Origin of the sequence: Marivita lacus (assembly GCF_014637725.1) — a bacterium.
GTDB classification, from domain to species: domain Bacteria; phylum Pseudomonadota; class Alphaproteobacteria; order Rhodobacterales; family Rhodobacteraceae; genus Marivita; species Marivita lacus.
Genome location: NZ_BMFC01000017.1, coordinates 52228 through 65466 on the forward strand (window position 1 = coordinate 52228; position 13239 = coordinate 65466).

Genomic DNA, 13239 nt, shown 5'->3' on the forward strand with positions numbered 1-13239 from the left:
TTCCTCAGCGCAGGCACAGGATGTCCACCCGGCGGTTTTCGGCCATTCCGGCGGCATTTGCATTGCTGGCGACAGAGCGGCCTTCTCCGAAACCGCGCACCGAGTAGACGCGGGCACCCGCCTGCTGGGCGACCTGCCCCACCGCGCGGGCGCGCCGTTCGCTGAGCGCCATGTTGGAGGCGTCGGAGCCACGGCTGTCGGTGTGGCCTTCGATGACAAAGCCGTTGGCCGGGTTGTCGGCAAAGAAGCGGCGCAGGCTGTCGGCCCCACCCGGTGCGATTGTGGCGCTGCCGGTGGCGAACATGGTGTCGGTGGGCACAACTGCACAGCGGCTGACAGTGTGGCAGACAGGCGTGCCGTCGCGGCGCAGATGCGGGCTCATGAAGCCTTCGACGCCATCATCCATCACCCAGTGTTCGCAGCCGTCGGGGTCGATCCAGATGCCGGGGACATAGCGTTCGGCCTGCTGCGCCGACGCGAAGTGCGGCACTGCCAGCGCGATACCGATCATCAATGCGCACACCCGCCTTACCATTCCCGACACTCCCGACACCGATGTTCAGCGCGGCCGTGGCCTGCTGATTCATTGGTATACTACCAAAGACTGCGGTTCAGGAAAGAGGCAACCTCAACATATCGTGTGTTCACCACAGATGATGTGTCATTCCACCAACGCGCCCTTGAGCGAATTGCGCCCCGAAGCGATGATCCTGACCTGGCGCAAATCACCGGGCTCGAGCCCGTCTGCCTGAACATGGACCGCGTGCAGGTGATCGGATTTGCCGACCATCTGACCCGGAAAGCGGCCGGGCTTTTCGAACAGAACGCCAACCGTCTTGCCCACCATCGCGTCCTGCGCCGCCTTTTGCTGATCGAAGATCAAGGCTTGCAGCCGCTGCAACCGGTCATCCTTGACGTCTTCGGGAAGCTGGTCGCGTTCCGCCGCCGGGGTGCCGGGGCGGGTCGAGTATTTGAAGCTGTAGGCATAGCCGTAATTGCAGGCCCGGATGATGTCCAAGGTGGCCTGAAAATCCTCTTCGGTCTCTTCCGGGAACCCGACGATGAAGTCGCCGGACAGCAGCAGGTCTGGCCGCGCGGCGCGCATTTTGTCGATGATCGCGAGGTAGCTTTGTGCGGTGTGCTGGCGGTTCATCCGCTTGAGGATGCGGTCCGAGCCGGATTGCACGGGCAAATGCAGGTAGGGCATCAGCTTCGGGCAAGTGGCATGTGCGTCGATCAGGTCGTCGGTCATGTCGTTGGGGTGGCTGGTGGTGAAGCGGATACGCTTCAGCCCGTCGATATCGTTGAGCGCCCAGATCAGGCGGGCCAGCGACCAGTCGCCGCCGTCACCCGCGCCGTGATAGGCGTTGACGTTCTGGCCCAGCAGCGTGATCTCGCGCACGCCGCGATCGACCAGACCACGGGCCTCTGTCAAAATGCGATCCGCCGGGCGGCTGACTTCGGCACCGCGCGTGTAGGGCACGACGCAGAAGGCGCAGAACTTGTCGCAGCCTTCCTGCACCGTCAGGAACGCCGTGGGGCCGCGTTTCGCCTTGGGGCGGTTCTTGAGAACCTCGAACTTGTCCTCTTCCGGGAAATCGGTGTCGAGCGCCTTTTCACCCTTGCGCGTCCTGGCTTCAAGTTCTGGCAGGCGGTGATAGCTTTGCGGGCCAACCACCAGATCGACCATCGGCTGTCGGCGCATGATCTCCTGCCCCTCGGCCTGCGCGACACAGCCTGCAACGCCGATCTTGAGATCGGGCTTTGCCTCCTTCAGACCCTTGTAGCGCCCCAGTTCGGAATAGACCTTTTCCGCCGCCTTTTCACGGATGTGACAGGTGTTCAGCAGGATCATGTCCGCATCTTCGGGCGTCAGCGTTTCGACATATCCCTGCCCACCCAGCGCCTCGGCCATGCGTTCGCTGTCATAGACGTTCATCTGACAGCCATAGGTCTTGATATAGAGCTTCTTCGGTTCGGACACGGGCCAATCCTCCGGGGCAGGTTCAGGGCGTCGCGATACCGCATCTCACCCCTGTCTTGCAATGCACGGTTTTTTCATCGACTCTGTGCAAAATTCCCGCAGAGGCCCCCTCATGCGCTACGCAGGCATCAACGATTTCCTTTCTCAAAGCCCCGGCGTGCTGGCCAAGGGGCCGATTGCGCTGGTCTTTGCCGAAGATGCGGTCGAGATCGACAGCACCTTGCGGCACAACCTGCATCTTGGCTTCAAGGGCAACATCCTGTTCATGCCCGCCGAGTTCGCTCTGGCAGAGGATATCGCGGATCAGGTCATCCGCATCGACAACGACATCACGCGACGGGGCAATCGCGAAGAGATCGTGAATGCCATCATCGCCAAGGCGCCGGGCGTGTGGTTCTACGTGTGCTACAACGCGGAATACCTGTTTTTCCCGTTCTGCGAGACGCGCACCGTCGGGGAATTGCTGGCCTTTCACACCGAGGAACGGCGTGACGCGATGCTGTGCTACGCCATCGACCTTTATGCGGGCGATCTGGACACGCATCCAAGCGCGGTCAGCATCGACAATGCCTATATGGACCGGTCAGGCTATTATGCGCTGGGGCGGGCCGATCCGATGACAACCTACCCCAAGGAGAGGCAGCTTGATTTCTTTGGCGGGTTGCGCTGGCGTTACGAGGAACACGTGCCCCCCGAGCGGCGCAAGATCGACCGGATCGCACTGTTCCGCGCGAAACCGGGGCTGGCGCTGCGGGCCGATCACACGTTCAACGACGAGGAATACAACACGTACGCCTGCCCGTGGCACAACAACCTGACGGCGGCGGTGGCGACGTTCCGCACGGCCAAGGCTCTCAAGCGGAACCCCGGATCGGCCTTCGAGATCGAGACCTTCCGCTGGCACAATTCGGTGCCGTTCGAATGGCATTCGCGGCAATTGCTGGATCTGGGGTTGATGGAATCGGGCCAGTGGTTCTGAGAGAGGTCAATCAGCCACGGGCACATCCAGCGTGACAATCGTGCCCACGGCACCGCGCGTGACCTGAAGCGTTGCCTGCAGGCCCTCGCACAGGCCCTGTACGATGCGGCCGCCCAGACCGTCCGAATTGGGCCATGTCGCGCCATCAGGCAGGCCGATCCCGTCATCGGTCACCATCGCGCGCATGCCCCCATTGTCGGTGCGCATGACGCGCAGTTCCACCAGACCGGATGCCTGGTCGCGAAACGCGTGCTGCATCGCGTTGGTCAGCACTTCGGACAGGATCAGACCGATTCGCACGGCGGTTTCGGTATCGACCATCAGCGGTTCAACATGGATGTTCATCCGCACGCCCGGACGGCTGTCGAGATAGGCAATCGCATTCGCCACGCGACCCAGATAGGCGCCCAGCTTGATCTTGCCGTCATTGCGTTCCAGCGTGGCGGCCGACATTTCCTCGTAGAGCAATTGCAGGCTTTCGACGCGGCGCGACAGGTCCTTGAATTCGTCGGGCGCGGAACTGTTGCGCGCCTTCATGCGGATGAGGCCGAGGATCATCGCCAGGTGGTTCTTGACCCGGTGCTGGATCTCGGCGGTGACGGTTTCGAACTGCCTGAGCCGTTCGGCCTGCCGGTCGGTCTCGACCTCGCTCTGAAGGCCGACGAAATAGACAAGCTCTCCATTGTCGTCGATCACCGGCGAGATCAGCAGCGCGTTCAGGAACGGCTCTCCGTTGGAGCGCACATTGGTCAGAACCATCGAGACTTCCTCGCGGTTCGCAATGCCCCGGCGCAGTTCGGACACCGCTGTGGGCGATGTCTGCGGCCCCTGCAGGAACCGGCAGTTCCGGCCCAGTGCCATCTCTGACGTGTAGCCGGTCAGCCGTTCGAAGGCGCGGTTGACATAGACGATGGGGTTGTCGGGGAGGCGCGGATTGGTTAGCACCATGGCGATGGTGGATGCGCTGAAGATCGCGGTGGCATCCGCCTCGCTGATATCGCCGGGTTGGAAGGAAACATCTCTGTCCATGTCAAATTACCTGGTTTGCAAAATGGGTCCGGCACCATTCCACGGCGCCGTGATCTGAGGGGTGGGTCGGGACGTGCCAAGGCCCGCATGTCAATCTGGATCAATCCAGGTCCTCGGTAACGATCCGGTCCTCGGACACATCGAGTTCCTTGAGCGCCGTCGTGATGTCGTCGATCATAGGTTCCGGCCCACAGACGTAGAACGGGCCATCCGCCTCGGCCACGATGGGCGCAAGATAGTCCTTGTCGATGCGGTCGCGCGCAAATTCGCTGTCGGGTTCGTCCGTCACGACGAAATGGCAGGTGAGCCCCGGCATCGAGTTGAAGGCGTCGCGCAGGATGATGTCCTTTTCGGTCTTGTTGGAAAAGACCAATTGGCAATCCTCCAGCGTCCCGTGTGTCTGCAACCTGCGTTTCAGAACCGCGATGAAGGGCGTGATTCCGGCACCACCCGCGATGAACACACCCGGCCCTTGATCCTCGATAGCACCCCAGGCATCGGTGATCTCGACCTGGTCGGTCATCTGCAGATCCGCGATCCGCTTGGTTACGCCGTCATGATCCGGATAGGATTTGATGACGAATTCCAGCGTCGACTCCGTCGGCAGGCCGGTGAAGGTGAAGGGGCGCTGTTCATCGCGCCAGCCGTCCTGAGCCAGCGCAAAATCGCAGGCCTGACCGGGCGTGTATTCGTAGCCGTCAGGCTTGTTGAACACCAGATGGTTGGTGTCGTGGGTCACGGGTTCGATGCTTTGCAGCGTCAAAGTATAGGTCATGCGCGCGATGTCTCCTTTGCCGAAGACAACGAACAACCGAAAGCAGAGTTCCCTGACGGATCAAAGATGCTCGTATTGCGGCATGCCCAGAACATGGAAGCCACCATCGACGCGCAGGATCTCTCCGGTGGTGAAGGCGCCCGCATCCGATGCAAGGTAGACGGCCGTGCCGCCCACTGCTTCGAGCGTCGCGTTCGACCGCAGAGGCGCGTTCATGTCGGTGTGCTTGTAGGTCTTGCGGGCACCGCCGATGGCCGCACCGGCCAGGGTTTTCATCGGGCCGGGGCTGATCGCGTTGACGCGGATGCCTTCGGGGCCAAGATCATTGGCGAGATAGCGCACGGACGCTTCCAGCGCGGCCTTGGCGATTCCCATGACATTGTAATTCGGTGTCACACGGGTGGAGCCCATATAGGTCAGCGTCAGCAGCGTGCCGCCGTTTTCCACCATCAGCGGATGCGCGCGGCGCGCCACGTCGATGAAGCTGTAGGCGGAAATATCGAGCGAATTCTTGAAGTTGGCCCGGCTGGTGTTGAGGATGCGCCCCTGCAGTTCCGACTTGTCGGAAAAGGCGATGGCGTGAACCACGAAATCAATCGTTGGCCAGCGCGCGCCCAGTTGCACGAACGCGGCATCCAGCGATGCGTCGTTGGTCACGTCGACATCGACCATGAAATCCGACCCGACGCTGGCAGCAAGCGGTTCAAGGCGTTTGCCGAAGGCTTCGCCCTGATAGGTGAAGGCAAGCTCGGCCCCCGCCTCGGCCATCGCCTTGGCGATCCCCCACGCGATGGAGCGTTCGTTCGCGACGCCCATGATCAGGCCGCGTTTGCCCTGCATCTGTCCGGTCATGTTCAATCCAAATATTTCGACAAGAGCATCGACCCGTTGGTGCCGCCAAACCCGAAGGAATTGGTCATCACCGTGTCCAGCCCTGCGTTTTCCACCAGCTTGGTCGCAATCTCTTCCGGTTTCAGCGCGGGGTCCAGCGTTTCCACGTTGATCGAGGGGATGATGAAATCGTCGCGGAGTGCCAGCAGGCAATAGATCGACTCCTGCGCGCCGGTGGCGCCCTGGCTGTGCCCGGTCATCGACTTGGTCGAACTGACCGGCGGTGTGCTGCCATCGCCAAAGACGCGGCGGACCGCTTCGATCTCGCCCACGTCACCCACGGGTGTCGAGGTGCCATGCGCGTTGATATAGCTGACGCGGCGACCTTCGGGCAGCGTCTTGAGCGCGCCGCGCATCGCCCGTTCGCCACCTTCGCCGGAGGGTGCCACCATGTCGGCCCCGTCGGATGTGGCCGAGAACCCGGTGACTTCGGCATAGATCGTGGCACCGCGCGCCAAGGCCCGCTCCAGCGGTTCGAGAACCACCATCGCGCCACCGCCCGAGATCACGAACCCGTCGCGGCCCGCATCGAACGCGCGCGACGCCTTTTCCGGCGTGTCGTTATATTTGGATGACATCGCGCCCATAGCGTCGAAGAGGCAGGACAGGGTCCAGTCCAGTTCCTCGCCACCGCCCGCGAACATCACGTCCTGAAGGCCAAGAGCCACCTGCTGCGCCGCCATGCCGATGCAATGCAGCGAAGTGGAGCAGGCCGATGTGATCGAAAAGTTCATGCCCTTGATCTGGTAGGCGGTCGCAAGGTTCGCGCTCACCGTCGAGGACATCGTCTTGGGCACGGCAAACGGCCCGATCCGCTTGGTGCCGCCGGTCTTGAGCACGGTCTGGTGTGCTGCCAGCATCGCGCTGGTCGAGGGGCCACCCGACCCGGCGATCAGACCCGTCATCGGGTGCACCACCTCTTCGGGCGTGAGACCCGCATCGGCAATCGCCTGCCCCATGGCGATATGGGCATAAGCCGCGCCCGGCCCCATGAAGCGCAGCGTGCGCTTGTCCACATGCTCGGACACATCGAGGTCGATCGCCCCGGCCACCTGCGACCGGAAGCCATGCTCTGCCATATCGGCATTAGCGGTAATTCCCGACCGGCCCGCCTTCAGGCTCGCGGTCACCTCTTCGGTATTGTTCCCGATGGACGAAACAATTCCCAATCCTGTCACGACAACACGGCGCATCACGGCTCCTTACAATTGTTGCACGCGTGTGTAGGGAAGCTGGCGCACAGGAGCAAGCGTTTCCAAGGCCCTCCGAACCGCGTGCAACCAACTTCACCCAGTCATGCAACCCTATTGAGACGAAATGCGTCTATCCTGTGCGGGTCGCATCCTGTGTCCCGCGCCGTACTCATCATTGGAGGGTCTCATGAATTCCAAAGTGAATGTCGGACGCGCCGACCAAGTGGCGCGCATCGTGATCGGGGTGATCCTGCTTGGATTTGCCTTCTTCTGCCCATGGGCGGCAAGCTTTGGCGCCATCGTCACATGGCCGTCAGCGATCATCGGGGCGGTTCTTTTCATCACCGGCCTCACCCGACGCTGCCCGGCCTATGACGCTGCCGGCACGGGCACCAACGACTGAGCGACCCAGATCAGACGGCACGCGCAAGACGCCGCTTGCATCGAACGCGAACCTGGCTGACAGAGCGTGACGCGTTCAAGCCAAGGATATGTGGCCCGTGACCGACCAAAAGCGCCTTCAGGACTGCCCCGACTGGCTGTATCTGCTTCGTGACTACTACGAGCTGTACCGCCGCCTTTCCGCAGGCGGCAGCGCCTTGATCCGCAGCCACCAGAAGACCGTGCGCGACGGAATCGCTCGAGTGATAAAGGCCAATGCCGAGGTGCAGCCACATGAAGCGGTGGCCAAACCGGTGACCGCGCATTGGCGCCGCGCGCTCGACAACGGCCGGATGGAGCGTCATGCCCCCTTCATCCGGGCGCTTGAAAGCGTGCAGGATCATCTCGTCTGGCAATACGGGTACGAAAAAGTCCCCCGCGGGCTGGAGCGCAAATACGCCTATGCCGAACTCGTTGGCCCGACCGGTCCTGTGATCACCGACGAAGTGATCTTGGGCCTCGTGCTGTTCGCGCCCGGATGCACCTATCCGGCCCATGCCCATGACGGCATCTCGGAAAGCTATATCTGCCTGTCAGGCGCCGTGTCGGAAAACGATCAAGGAGTTTACGCGCCCGGATCTCTGATCTTCAACCCGCCGCAGCAACGCCACCGCATCACCGTCGCCGAACAGAACCCGGCGCTTTTGTGCTACGCATGGACAGGGGAGCGCGACAAGCTGGCCAACCAGAAGATGGTGTTTTCGCGGGGCCCCCGCAAGTGATCACCCCCCACAGGTTTCGGCGGCTCAGCTTTCCGACAGCGCGACCTTCATGTCCTTGACGAGGTAAATGGTCTCGCCATCCGCCTCGACGCGGCCATCCGCAACGCCCATGGTCAGGCGCCGGGTCTGGATCGCCTTGGTGAAATCAACATGATAAGTGAGCATCTTGCGGTCTGGCCGCACCATGCCGGTGAGCTTGACCTCACCCACACCCAGCGCATAGCCGCGCCCCTGCCAGCCGCGCCAGCCCAGGTTGAAGCCGGTCAGTTGCCACAGACCGTCCAGCCCCAGACAGCCCGGCATGATCGGGTTGCCCGGAAAATGACACTCGAAAAACCACAGGTCCGGCGTGATGTCGAACTCTGCCACCACGTGGCCCTTGCCATGCTCACCGCCATCGCCGGAAATGTCGGTGATCCGGTCCATCATCAGCATCGGAGGTTCGGGAAGCTGCGCGTTGCCCGGCCCGAACAATTCACCGCGGGCGCATTTCAAGAGGTCGTCGCGGTCGAAGCTGCGAGGAAATTCGGTCATGTTCGACAAGGCTCCCGGAATGGTTGGCGAAAGTCTGCGTTTCCTATCATTGCGCCCGCCGGGCGTGCAAGCCCGCCGCTCCGCGCGGCCTGAGACAAGTTGTTGCAAGAAATTTATTTGAACACTGCGGTGGTCGCGCCCTATATACTCTACTGACAAGGAGCGATTTTGGCATGTCTTCACGATCCATCGACCGCGGAACCGAATGGCTGTCCAAGGGCGGCGTTCGTCCGACCCGGCAGCGCGTTGCACTGGCGTCGTTGCTGGTCGGGGACGGAAAGAACCGCCACGTGACCGCCGAAAGCCTGTTTGCCGCCGTGCAGAACACCGGCGATCAGGTCTCTCTGGCCACGGTCTACAACACGCTCCGGGCCTTCTGCGACGCGGGGTTGATGCAGGAAGTCACGGTGGATGGCGCGCGCAGCTATTTCGACACCAACACCCACGATCACCCACATTTCTTCTGGGAAGACGAAGGCCGCCTGACCGATGCCCCGGCCGATCAGCTCGAAATCGCCCGCCTTCCCCGCCCGCCCGAAGGGGCCGAGATTTCCAGCGTCAATGTTGTGATCAAGCTGCGCAAAAGGTGATGTCTTCACACGCTCGAGCAGTCGAAGATAATCACGTCATATTCCAAGAAAATCGGTTTCTTGGCTTCAAAGGTACGAAGCAAGGCGCAGCGTTCCTCGATATTCTGAAAAAAGTCTCGAATGAACGATGATCGGCTTTCGGTCTGCAACGCGGTCAGATTATCGACAACGAAAATTTCAAACCCCTTGTCCAACCAGTATTCGATTGTCCACTCTTCCGGTTGGAGCGGCCAGGTGTGCAATGTCACAGTATAGTCTTCGTCAAGCGTCGCATCGTCCTCCAATCCATACATGGCGAACGGGATCATCGAATAGAACAGCGCGTTATCGGCATCTTCGGTGATCAAACGTTCGCTTTGGAACGACGGTTGCTCGGTCTCGTACTTGGTCGCCAATCGGATCAAACGGTCATGTTCGAGCTGTTGCGCCGCTCTTGTTTTCGGGATCGGCAGAACCAAGGTTGTTTTGATCTGCCTGTCACCATGTTCTTCGGAAAGGTAGTCGATCACATCCGCGGAAAGCGGAGGATAGGCAGCCTGGCGGAGAACCTCGATGCTCCCGGCGAAAGAAATCCCAAAGCCCAAGAGCGCGATACCAACCAACACGATCCGCGCAAACCCGTAGAAGCGGCTTAGCATGTCCATCAGGACAAGGACCGCGATGATGGTGAAAATATTTAGCTGCACAAGAAACAGATGATCCGGCTGCCGCTCTCCAACAAGCAAGGAAATCACGACGGTGCCAACGGCATTGGCACTCCAGCCCGCAAGCAGCACCTTCCTCGCAGTCAGACCGCAGCCCCTGGAAGCGAGCCAAATTGGGCTCATCGCCGCAATGCCCAGAAAGACCGGGTTCAGACCAAGAAGAACGCTTCCGAAGATTTCAAAGGTGATCGGAATTCCGACAGCAAAGCCGTCTTCCTCCTTGATCGACATCACTGTCTGGACGTCTTGAAAGGCGAAGAACCCGTCAAGATCGAGAAAAATGCCGATGTTCAGAATTGGCATCAGGCTGGCGGAAACCAAGATGATGATGCCCAACGACTTGAGTGTGTGCGATAGCCCTTCCGACCGCCCGAGCACGAATACCATCGCGAGAGCCATCGGACCGGCGAAGAAAATCGCCGACTGCTTGAAACTCAGGGCAAGCGCAACCGCAACGCCGATCATGATGTCCGAGCGCGTTTCCGGCCCGGTTTGCCATCGCCTGATGCATACCCAAAGGGTCGCAACGCACATGGCCGCAAGTGCGGAGTCGCCCTTGGCAACATGCCCCATCATGACCGCGACCGGTAAAAAGCTGACAACAACGGACACGGCCAATGCCTTTAGGTTTGTCAGGCCATTTCGGCGCGCAATATCGAAACTCAATGGCGCGATCAGCGCACTCAAGGCCGCGGTCAGGTAACGGCCGGCAAGATAAAATGGCGTCGGATCGTCAAAGTAGGCCTGACGGAACCCGTCGACCGATGCCCACATATCTGTCGCAAGGCCAACGGCGAAAAGTACCACAAGCGAGACGGCGATCAGATAATTGTTAAGCGGCGGATAGAAATGTTGCGTCGGAACAAGCTCACCTGCCAGAACGCGAGCAGCATCGTTTATCCGTTCGTCCGGATTGAAGTACCCAAAATCGATCGCATAGGCCCGCAGCAGCAAAGCAATCGCAAAAACTGCGATATACCATGACAAATGCGTCTCTTTTTTGCCTGAATTAACCATTATGATGATGGTACTCTACCAAAGGCTGGGCCCGATATCCGTGCCTATTGCTCAGAACTCTCTTTTCCCGCAGCAAGGGACAACCTTTTCACTTCGGTTTCAACGTTTTTTCATAATTGTGACCTAACCCTCGGCAAAATGAACGGCATGCACAAGACTGTTTCCAATTTGACCCAGAACCAGCCCATGGATCTCTTTGTGGACCTGGATGGAACGTTGATCGCCGGGGATATTGCCGAAGAAGCCCTCTTCCGGGCGACCAGCAATCCCAAGGCGTTCGTGGCGGCCATCCGCGCGTTTTACCAAGACGGGCTGGCAGGGTTGAAACGGTCACTGACCACAACTGACGCGCCCGACGTGACCACGTTTCCCTACCGCAAGGACGTGCTGTCCTATATCCGCCAGGCGCGCGCCGAGGGACGCCGGGTCATTCTGGCGACCGCTGCCGATTTGACCCTGGCCGAAAAAGTTGCCGGCCATCTTGGTCTGTTCGATGCCGTCCTCGGGTCCGAGCCTGGGCGCAATCTGAAGGGCCCGGAAAAGCTTTTGGCAATCCGTGAATTGGCGCAGGGCCCGTTCGAATACCTTGGTGACAGTACCGCCGACATCCCCGTCTGGCAGGCCGCGGCAAAGTCCGGCTTCGTCAATCCAAGTCGCGCGGCCCTTCGAGAGATGGCACGATCGCCCGAGACCGTGTCGCTGCATATCGAACGGGAAATGTCGGCGGGCACCGCTTTGCTGAAAGCCATGCGCCCGCACCAGTGGGCCAAGAACGTGCTTGTCTTCGTGCCCATCCTGTTTGCACATGAGTACGCAAATCCTGAAATGCTGCTGGCCGGAGTGCTGGCATTTCTCAGCTTCAGCCTGTGTGCATCGGCCGTCTATATCGTCAACGACATCGCCGACATTCAGGCAGACCGCAAACATGCCACCAAACACAAACGTCCCTTTGCCGCGGGTCACTTGTCGATCAGGCAAGGGTTGGTCGCCGCCGCGGTCTTGCTGGGCGGCGCGATCCTGGCGTCCTTCCTTCTCGTGAACATCCTCTTCGGGCTGGTTCTGACCGGCTACGCGATCCTTACGACAGCCTATACTTTTTGGCTCAAACGATTCTCCACGGTGGATGTTGTCGCACTGTCACTGCTCTATACCGTGCGCATCCTCGCCGGATCGGCTGCGACATACCTCGCGCCAAGCCCCTGGTTGCTCAGCTATTCACTCTTCTTCTTCCTCAGCCTGGCCTACATGAAACGCTTTATCGAGCTGGATGGCATGCAAGCGAAGCGCGACAATGAAAAGCTGCCCTCCCGGAATTACTACGCGTCGGAGGTGCAACTGGTCATGACCTTCGGCATCGCGAATGGTGCCCTGTCGATCCTGACGTTGGCGCAATACGTGCATTCGACCTCCGTCGAAATCGCCTATGAAACACCATTCATGCTCTGGCTGATCGTACCGATCATGATGTTCTGGACCTATCGCAGCTGGACCTGGGCCAGCCGGGGCAAGATCGGCGACGACCCCGTTGTCTTCGCGCTAAAGGACAGGATCAGTCGGATTTGTGTCGCCATTGTCTTGCTCGTTATCATCACCGCGCGGGTCGTTCCGGTCAGCCTGGATCTGCCATGACCTGGGGCGCATTTGCACTGGTCTTCATCAGCGTGTCCCTCTCGGCCCTCGGGCAAACCGCCTTCAAGGTCGGAGTAGGCGGCACCTCGACAGCGCCGGACGCCAACTTCTGGGTAAAGACGCTTGGGATGGTATTTTCCCCAATGGTTCTGCTGGGATTGGCGCTTTATGGCGTCGGAACGGTCTTCTGGCTTTTTGCACTCAGGCAGCTTGACCTTTCGCTGGCCTATCCGTTTGTCGCAATGAGCTTTGTCATGGTCGCCGGATCAGGAATGTTTTTTCTTGGCGAACCCGTGCAACCGACACGATTGTTGGGCCTTGGGCTCATCATCATCGGGCTACTGGTCATGGCGCGCGGCGGGTAATTCAAATCCCTTCCAATTTCCGATCGCTTGCCTTCATGCAGAAACACGCCAGTGAGGCGATAATTTTTGTGGTTTAAGGCACTGTTTTTACGAACAAATCCGCCACCAAAGCCTCAAGCCCTGCCAAGGAAAACCACCAATCCCAGGCCATTAGGATTTACCGCAAAATCCACCTTTAAGCCCCCGTTCACACTCTACCCCGCACCAGTCCTCGCGGGGGCGTTTTGGATGAGTGGAGTAGGGCATGGAACCCTTGGCCGATGTATTTGGAACGCAGACGTCTTCTGCGGGACTTTCTTTTGGGTTGCGGGGGATTGTGGACTGGAGCGTGCAGCAGCCGTTCCTGGATGTGTTCAAGACGGCGCGCCCGTGGCTTGGCCATACCG

General features: G+C 60.0%; 14 protein-coding genes. 6 read left to right on the forward strand and 8 right to left on the reverse strand.

The window, feature by feature from the left end; translation table 11 throughout:
* Window positions 1-4: 4 nt before the first annotated feature.
* Together IEV82_RS20630 and miaB are read right to left on the reverse strand one after the other, a co-directional pair.
* On the reverse strand, window positions 5-511 hold the full coding sequence (locus IEV82_RS20630; protein WP_229747947.1) for an OmpA family protein: 507 nt from the start codon (window positions 509-511) through the stop codon (window positions 5-7).
* A gap of 150 nt (window positions 512-661) precedes the next feature.
* Entirely contained in the window at window positions 662-1984 is a 1323-nt protein-coding gene (gene miaB, locus IEV82_RS20635; protein WP_188483972.1) for a tRNA (N6-isopentenyl adenosine(37)-C2)-methylthiotransferase MiaB, read from the reverse strand.
* A 112-nt stretch (window positions 1985-2096) separates the two neighbouring features.
* On the opposite strand from miaB, the gene IEV82_RS20640 reads away from it, so the two are divergent.
* Window positions 2097-2963 (forward strand): hypothetical protein, encoded by an 867-nt coding sequence (locus IEV82_RS20640; RefSeq protein WP_188483973.1) that lies wholly within the window; start codon window positions 2097-2099, stop codon window positions 2961-2963.
* A 6-nt stretch (window positions 2964-2969) separates the two neighbouring features.
* Here IEV82_RS20640 and IEV82_RS20645 read toward each other — a convergent pair whose 3' ends face one another.
* From IEV82_RS20645 to IEV82_RS20660, 4 genes are all read right to left on the reverse strand, one after another.
* On the reverse strand, window positions 2970-3992 hold the full coding sequence (locus IEV82_RS20645; RefSeq protein ID WP_188483974.1) for a PAS domain-containing protein: 1023 nt from the start codon (window positions 3990-3992) through the stop codon (window positions 2970-2972).
* Between the two features lie 100 nt (window positions 3993-4092).
* The gene (locus IEV82_RS20650) at window positions 4093-4767 is read right to left on the reverse strand and encodes a ferredoxin reductase domain-containing protein (protein WP_188483975.1); all 675 of its coding nucleotides are present in this window, start codon (window positions 4765-4767) and stop codon (window positions 4093-4095) included.
* A 60-nt stretch (window positions 4768-4827) separates the two neighbouring features.
* Window positions 4828-5619 (reverse strand): enoyl-ACP reductase FabI, encoded by a 792-nt coding sequence (locus tag IEV82_RS20655; RefSeq protein ID WP_188483976.1) that lies wholly within the window; start codon window positions 5617-5619, stop codon window positions 4828-4830.
* 2 nt (window positions 5620-5621) lie between these two features.
* On the reverse strand, window positions 5622-6851 hold the full coding sequence (locus IEV82_RS20660) for a beta-ketoacyl synthase N-terminal-like domain-containing protein (RefSeq protein ID WP_188483977.1): 1230 nt from the start codon (window positions 6849-6851) through the stop codon (window positions 5622-5624).
* A 187-nt stretch (window positions 6852-7038) separates the two neighbouring features.
* Here IEV82_RS20660 and IEV82_RS20665 point away from each other — a divergent pair, with 187 nt between their 5' ends.
* Complete coding sequence (locus IEV82_RS20665) at window positions 7039-7254, forward strand: YgaP family membrane protein (RefSeq protein ID WP_188483978.1); 216 nt, start codon at window positions 7039-7041, stop codon at window positions 7252-7254.
* Between the two features lie 97 nt (window positions 7255-7351).
* Window positions 7352-8014: a dimethylsulfonioproprionate lyase family protein gene (locus tag IEV82_RS20670; RefSeq protein WP_229747948.1), complete on the forward strand. Its 663-nt coding sequence runs from the start codon at window positions 7352-7354 to the stop codon at window positions 8012-8014.
* Between the two features lie 24 nt (window positions 8015-8038).
* Here IEV82_RS20670 and fabA read toward each other — a convergent pair whose 3' ends face one another.
* The gene (gene fabA, locus IEV82_RS20675) at window positions 8039-8548 is read right to left on the reverse strand and encodes a bifunctional 3-hydroxydecanoyl-ACP dehydratase/trans-2-decenoyl-ACP isomerase (protein ID WP_188483980.1); all 510 of its coding nucleotides are present in this window, start codon (window positions 8546-8548) and stop codon (window positions 8039-8041) included.
* A 173-nt stretch (window positions 8549-8721) separates the two neighbouring features.
* Here fabA and irrA point away from each other — a divergent pair, with 173 nt between their 5' ends.
* Window positions 8722-9138, forward strand: a complete 417-nt coding sequence (gene irrA / locus IEV82_RS20680) for an iron response transcriptional regulator IrrA (RefSeq protein WP_188483981.1) — start codon at window positions 8722-8724, stop codon at window positions 9136-9138.
* A 5-nt stretch (window positions 9139-9143) separates the two neighbouring features.
* On the opposite strand, the gene IEV82_RS20685 is transcribed toward irrA, so the two are convergent.
* Entirely contained in the window at window positions 9144-10829 is a 1686-nt protein-coding gene (locus tag IEV82_RS20685; protein ID WP_188483982.1) for a phospholipid carrier-dependent glycosyltransferase, read from the reverse strand.
* 177 nt (window positions 10830-11006) lie between these two features.
* On the opposite strand from IEV82_RS20685, the gene IEV82_RS20690 reads away from it, so the two are divergent.
* Window positions 11007-12488, forward strand: a complete 1482-nt coding sequence (locus IEV82_RS20690; RefSeq protein WP_268236140.1) for a UbiA family prenyltransferase — start codon at window positions 11007-11009, stop codon at window positions 12486-12488.
* Complete coding sequence (locus IEV82_RS23755) at window positions 12485-12853, forward strand: DMT family transporter (protein ID WP_229747949.1); 369 nt, start codon at window positions 12485-12487, stop codon at window positions 12851-12853. The genes IEV82_RS20690 and IEV82_RS23755 overlap by 4 nt, the downstream gene beginning before the upstream one ends.
* Window positions 12854-13239: the final 386 nt, after the last annotated feature.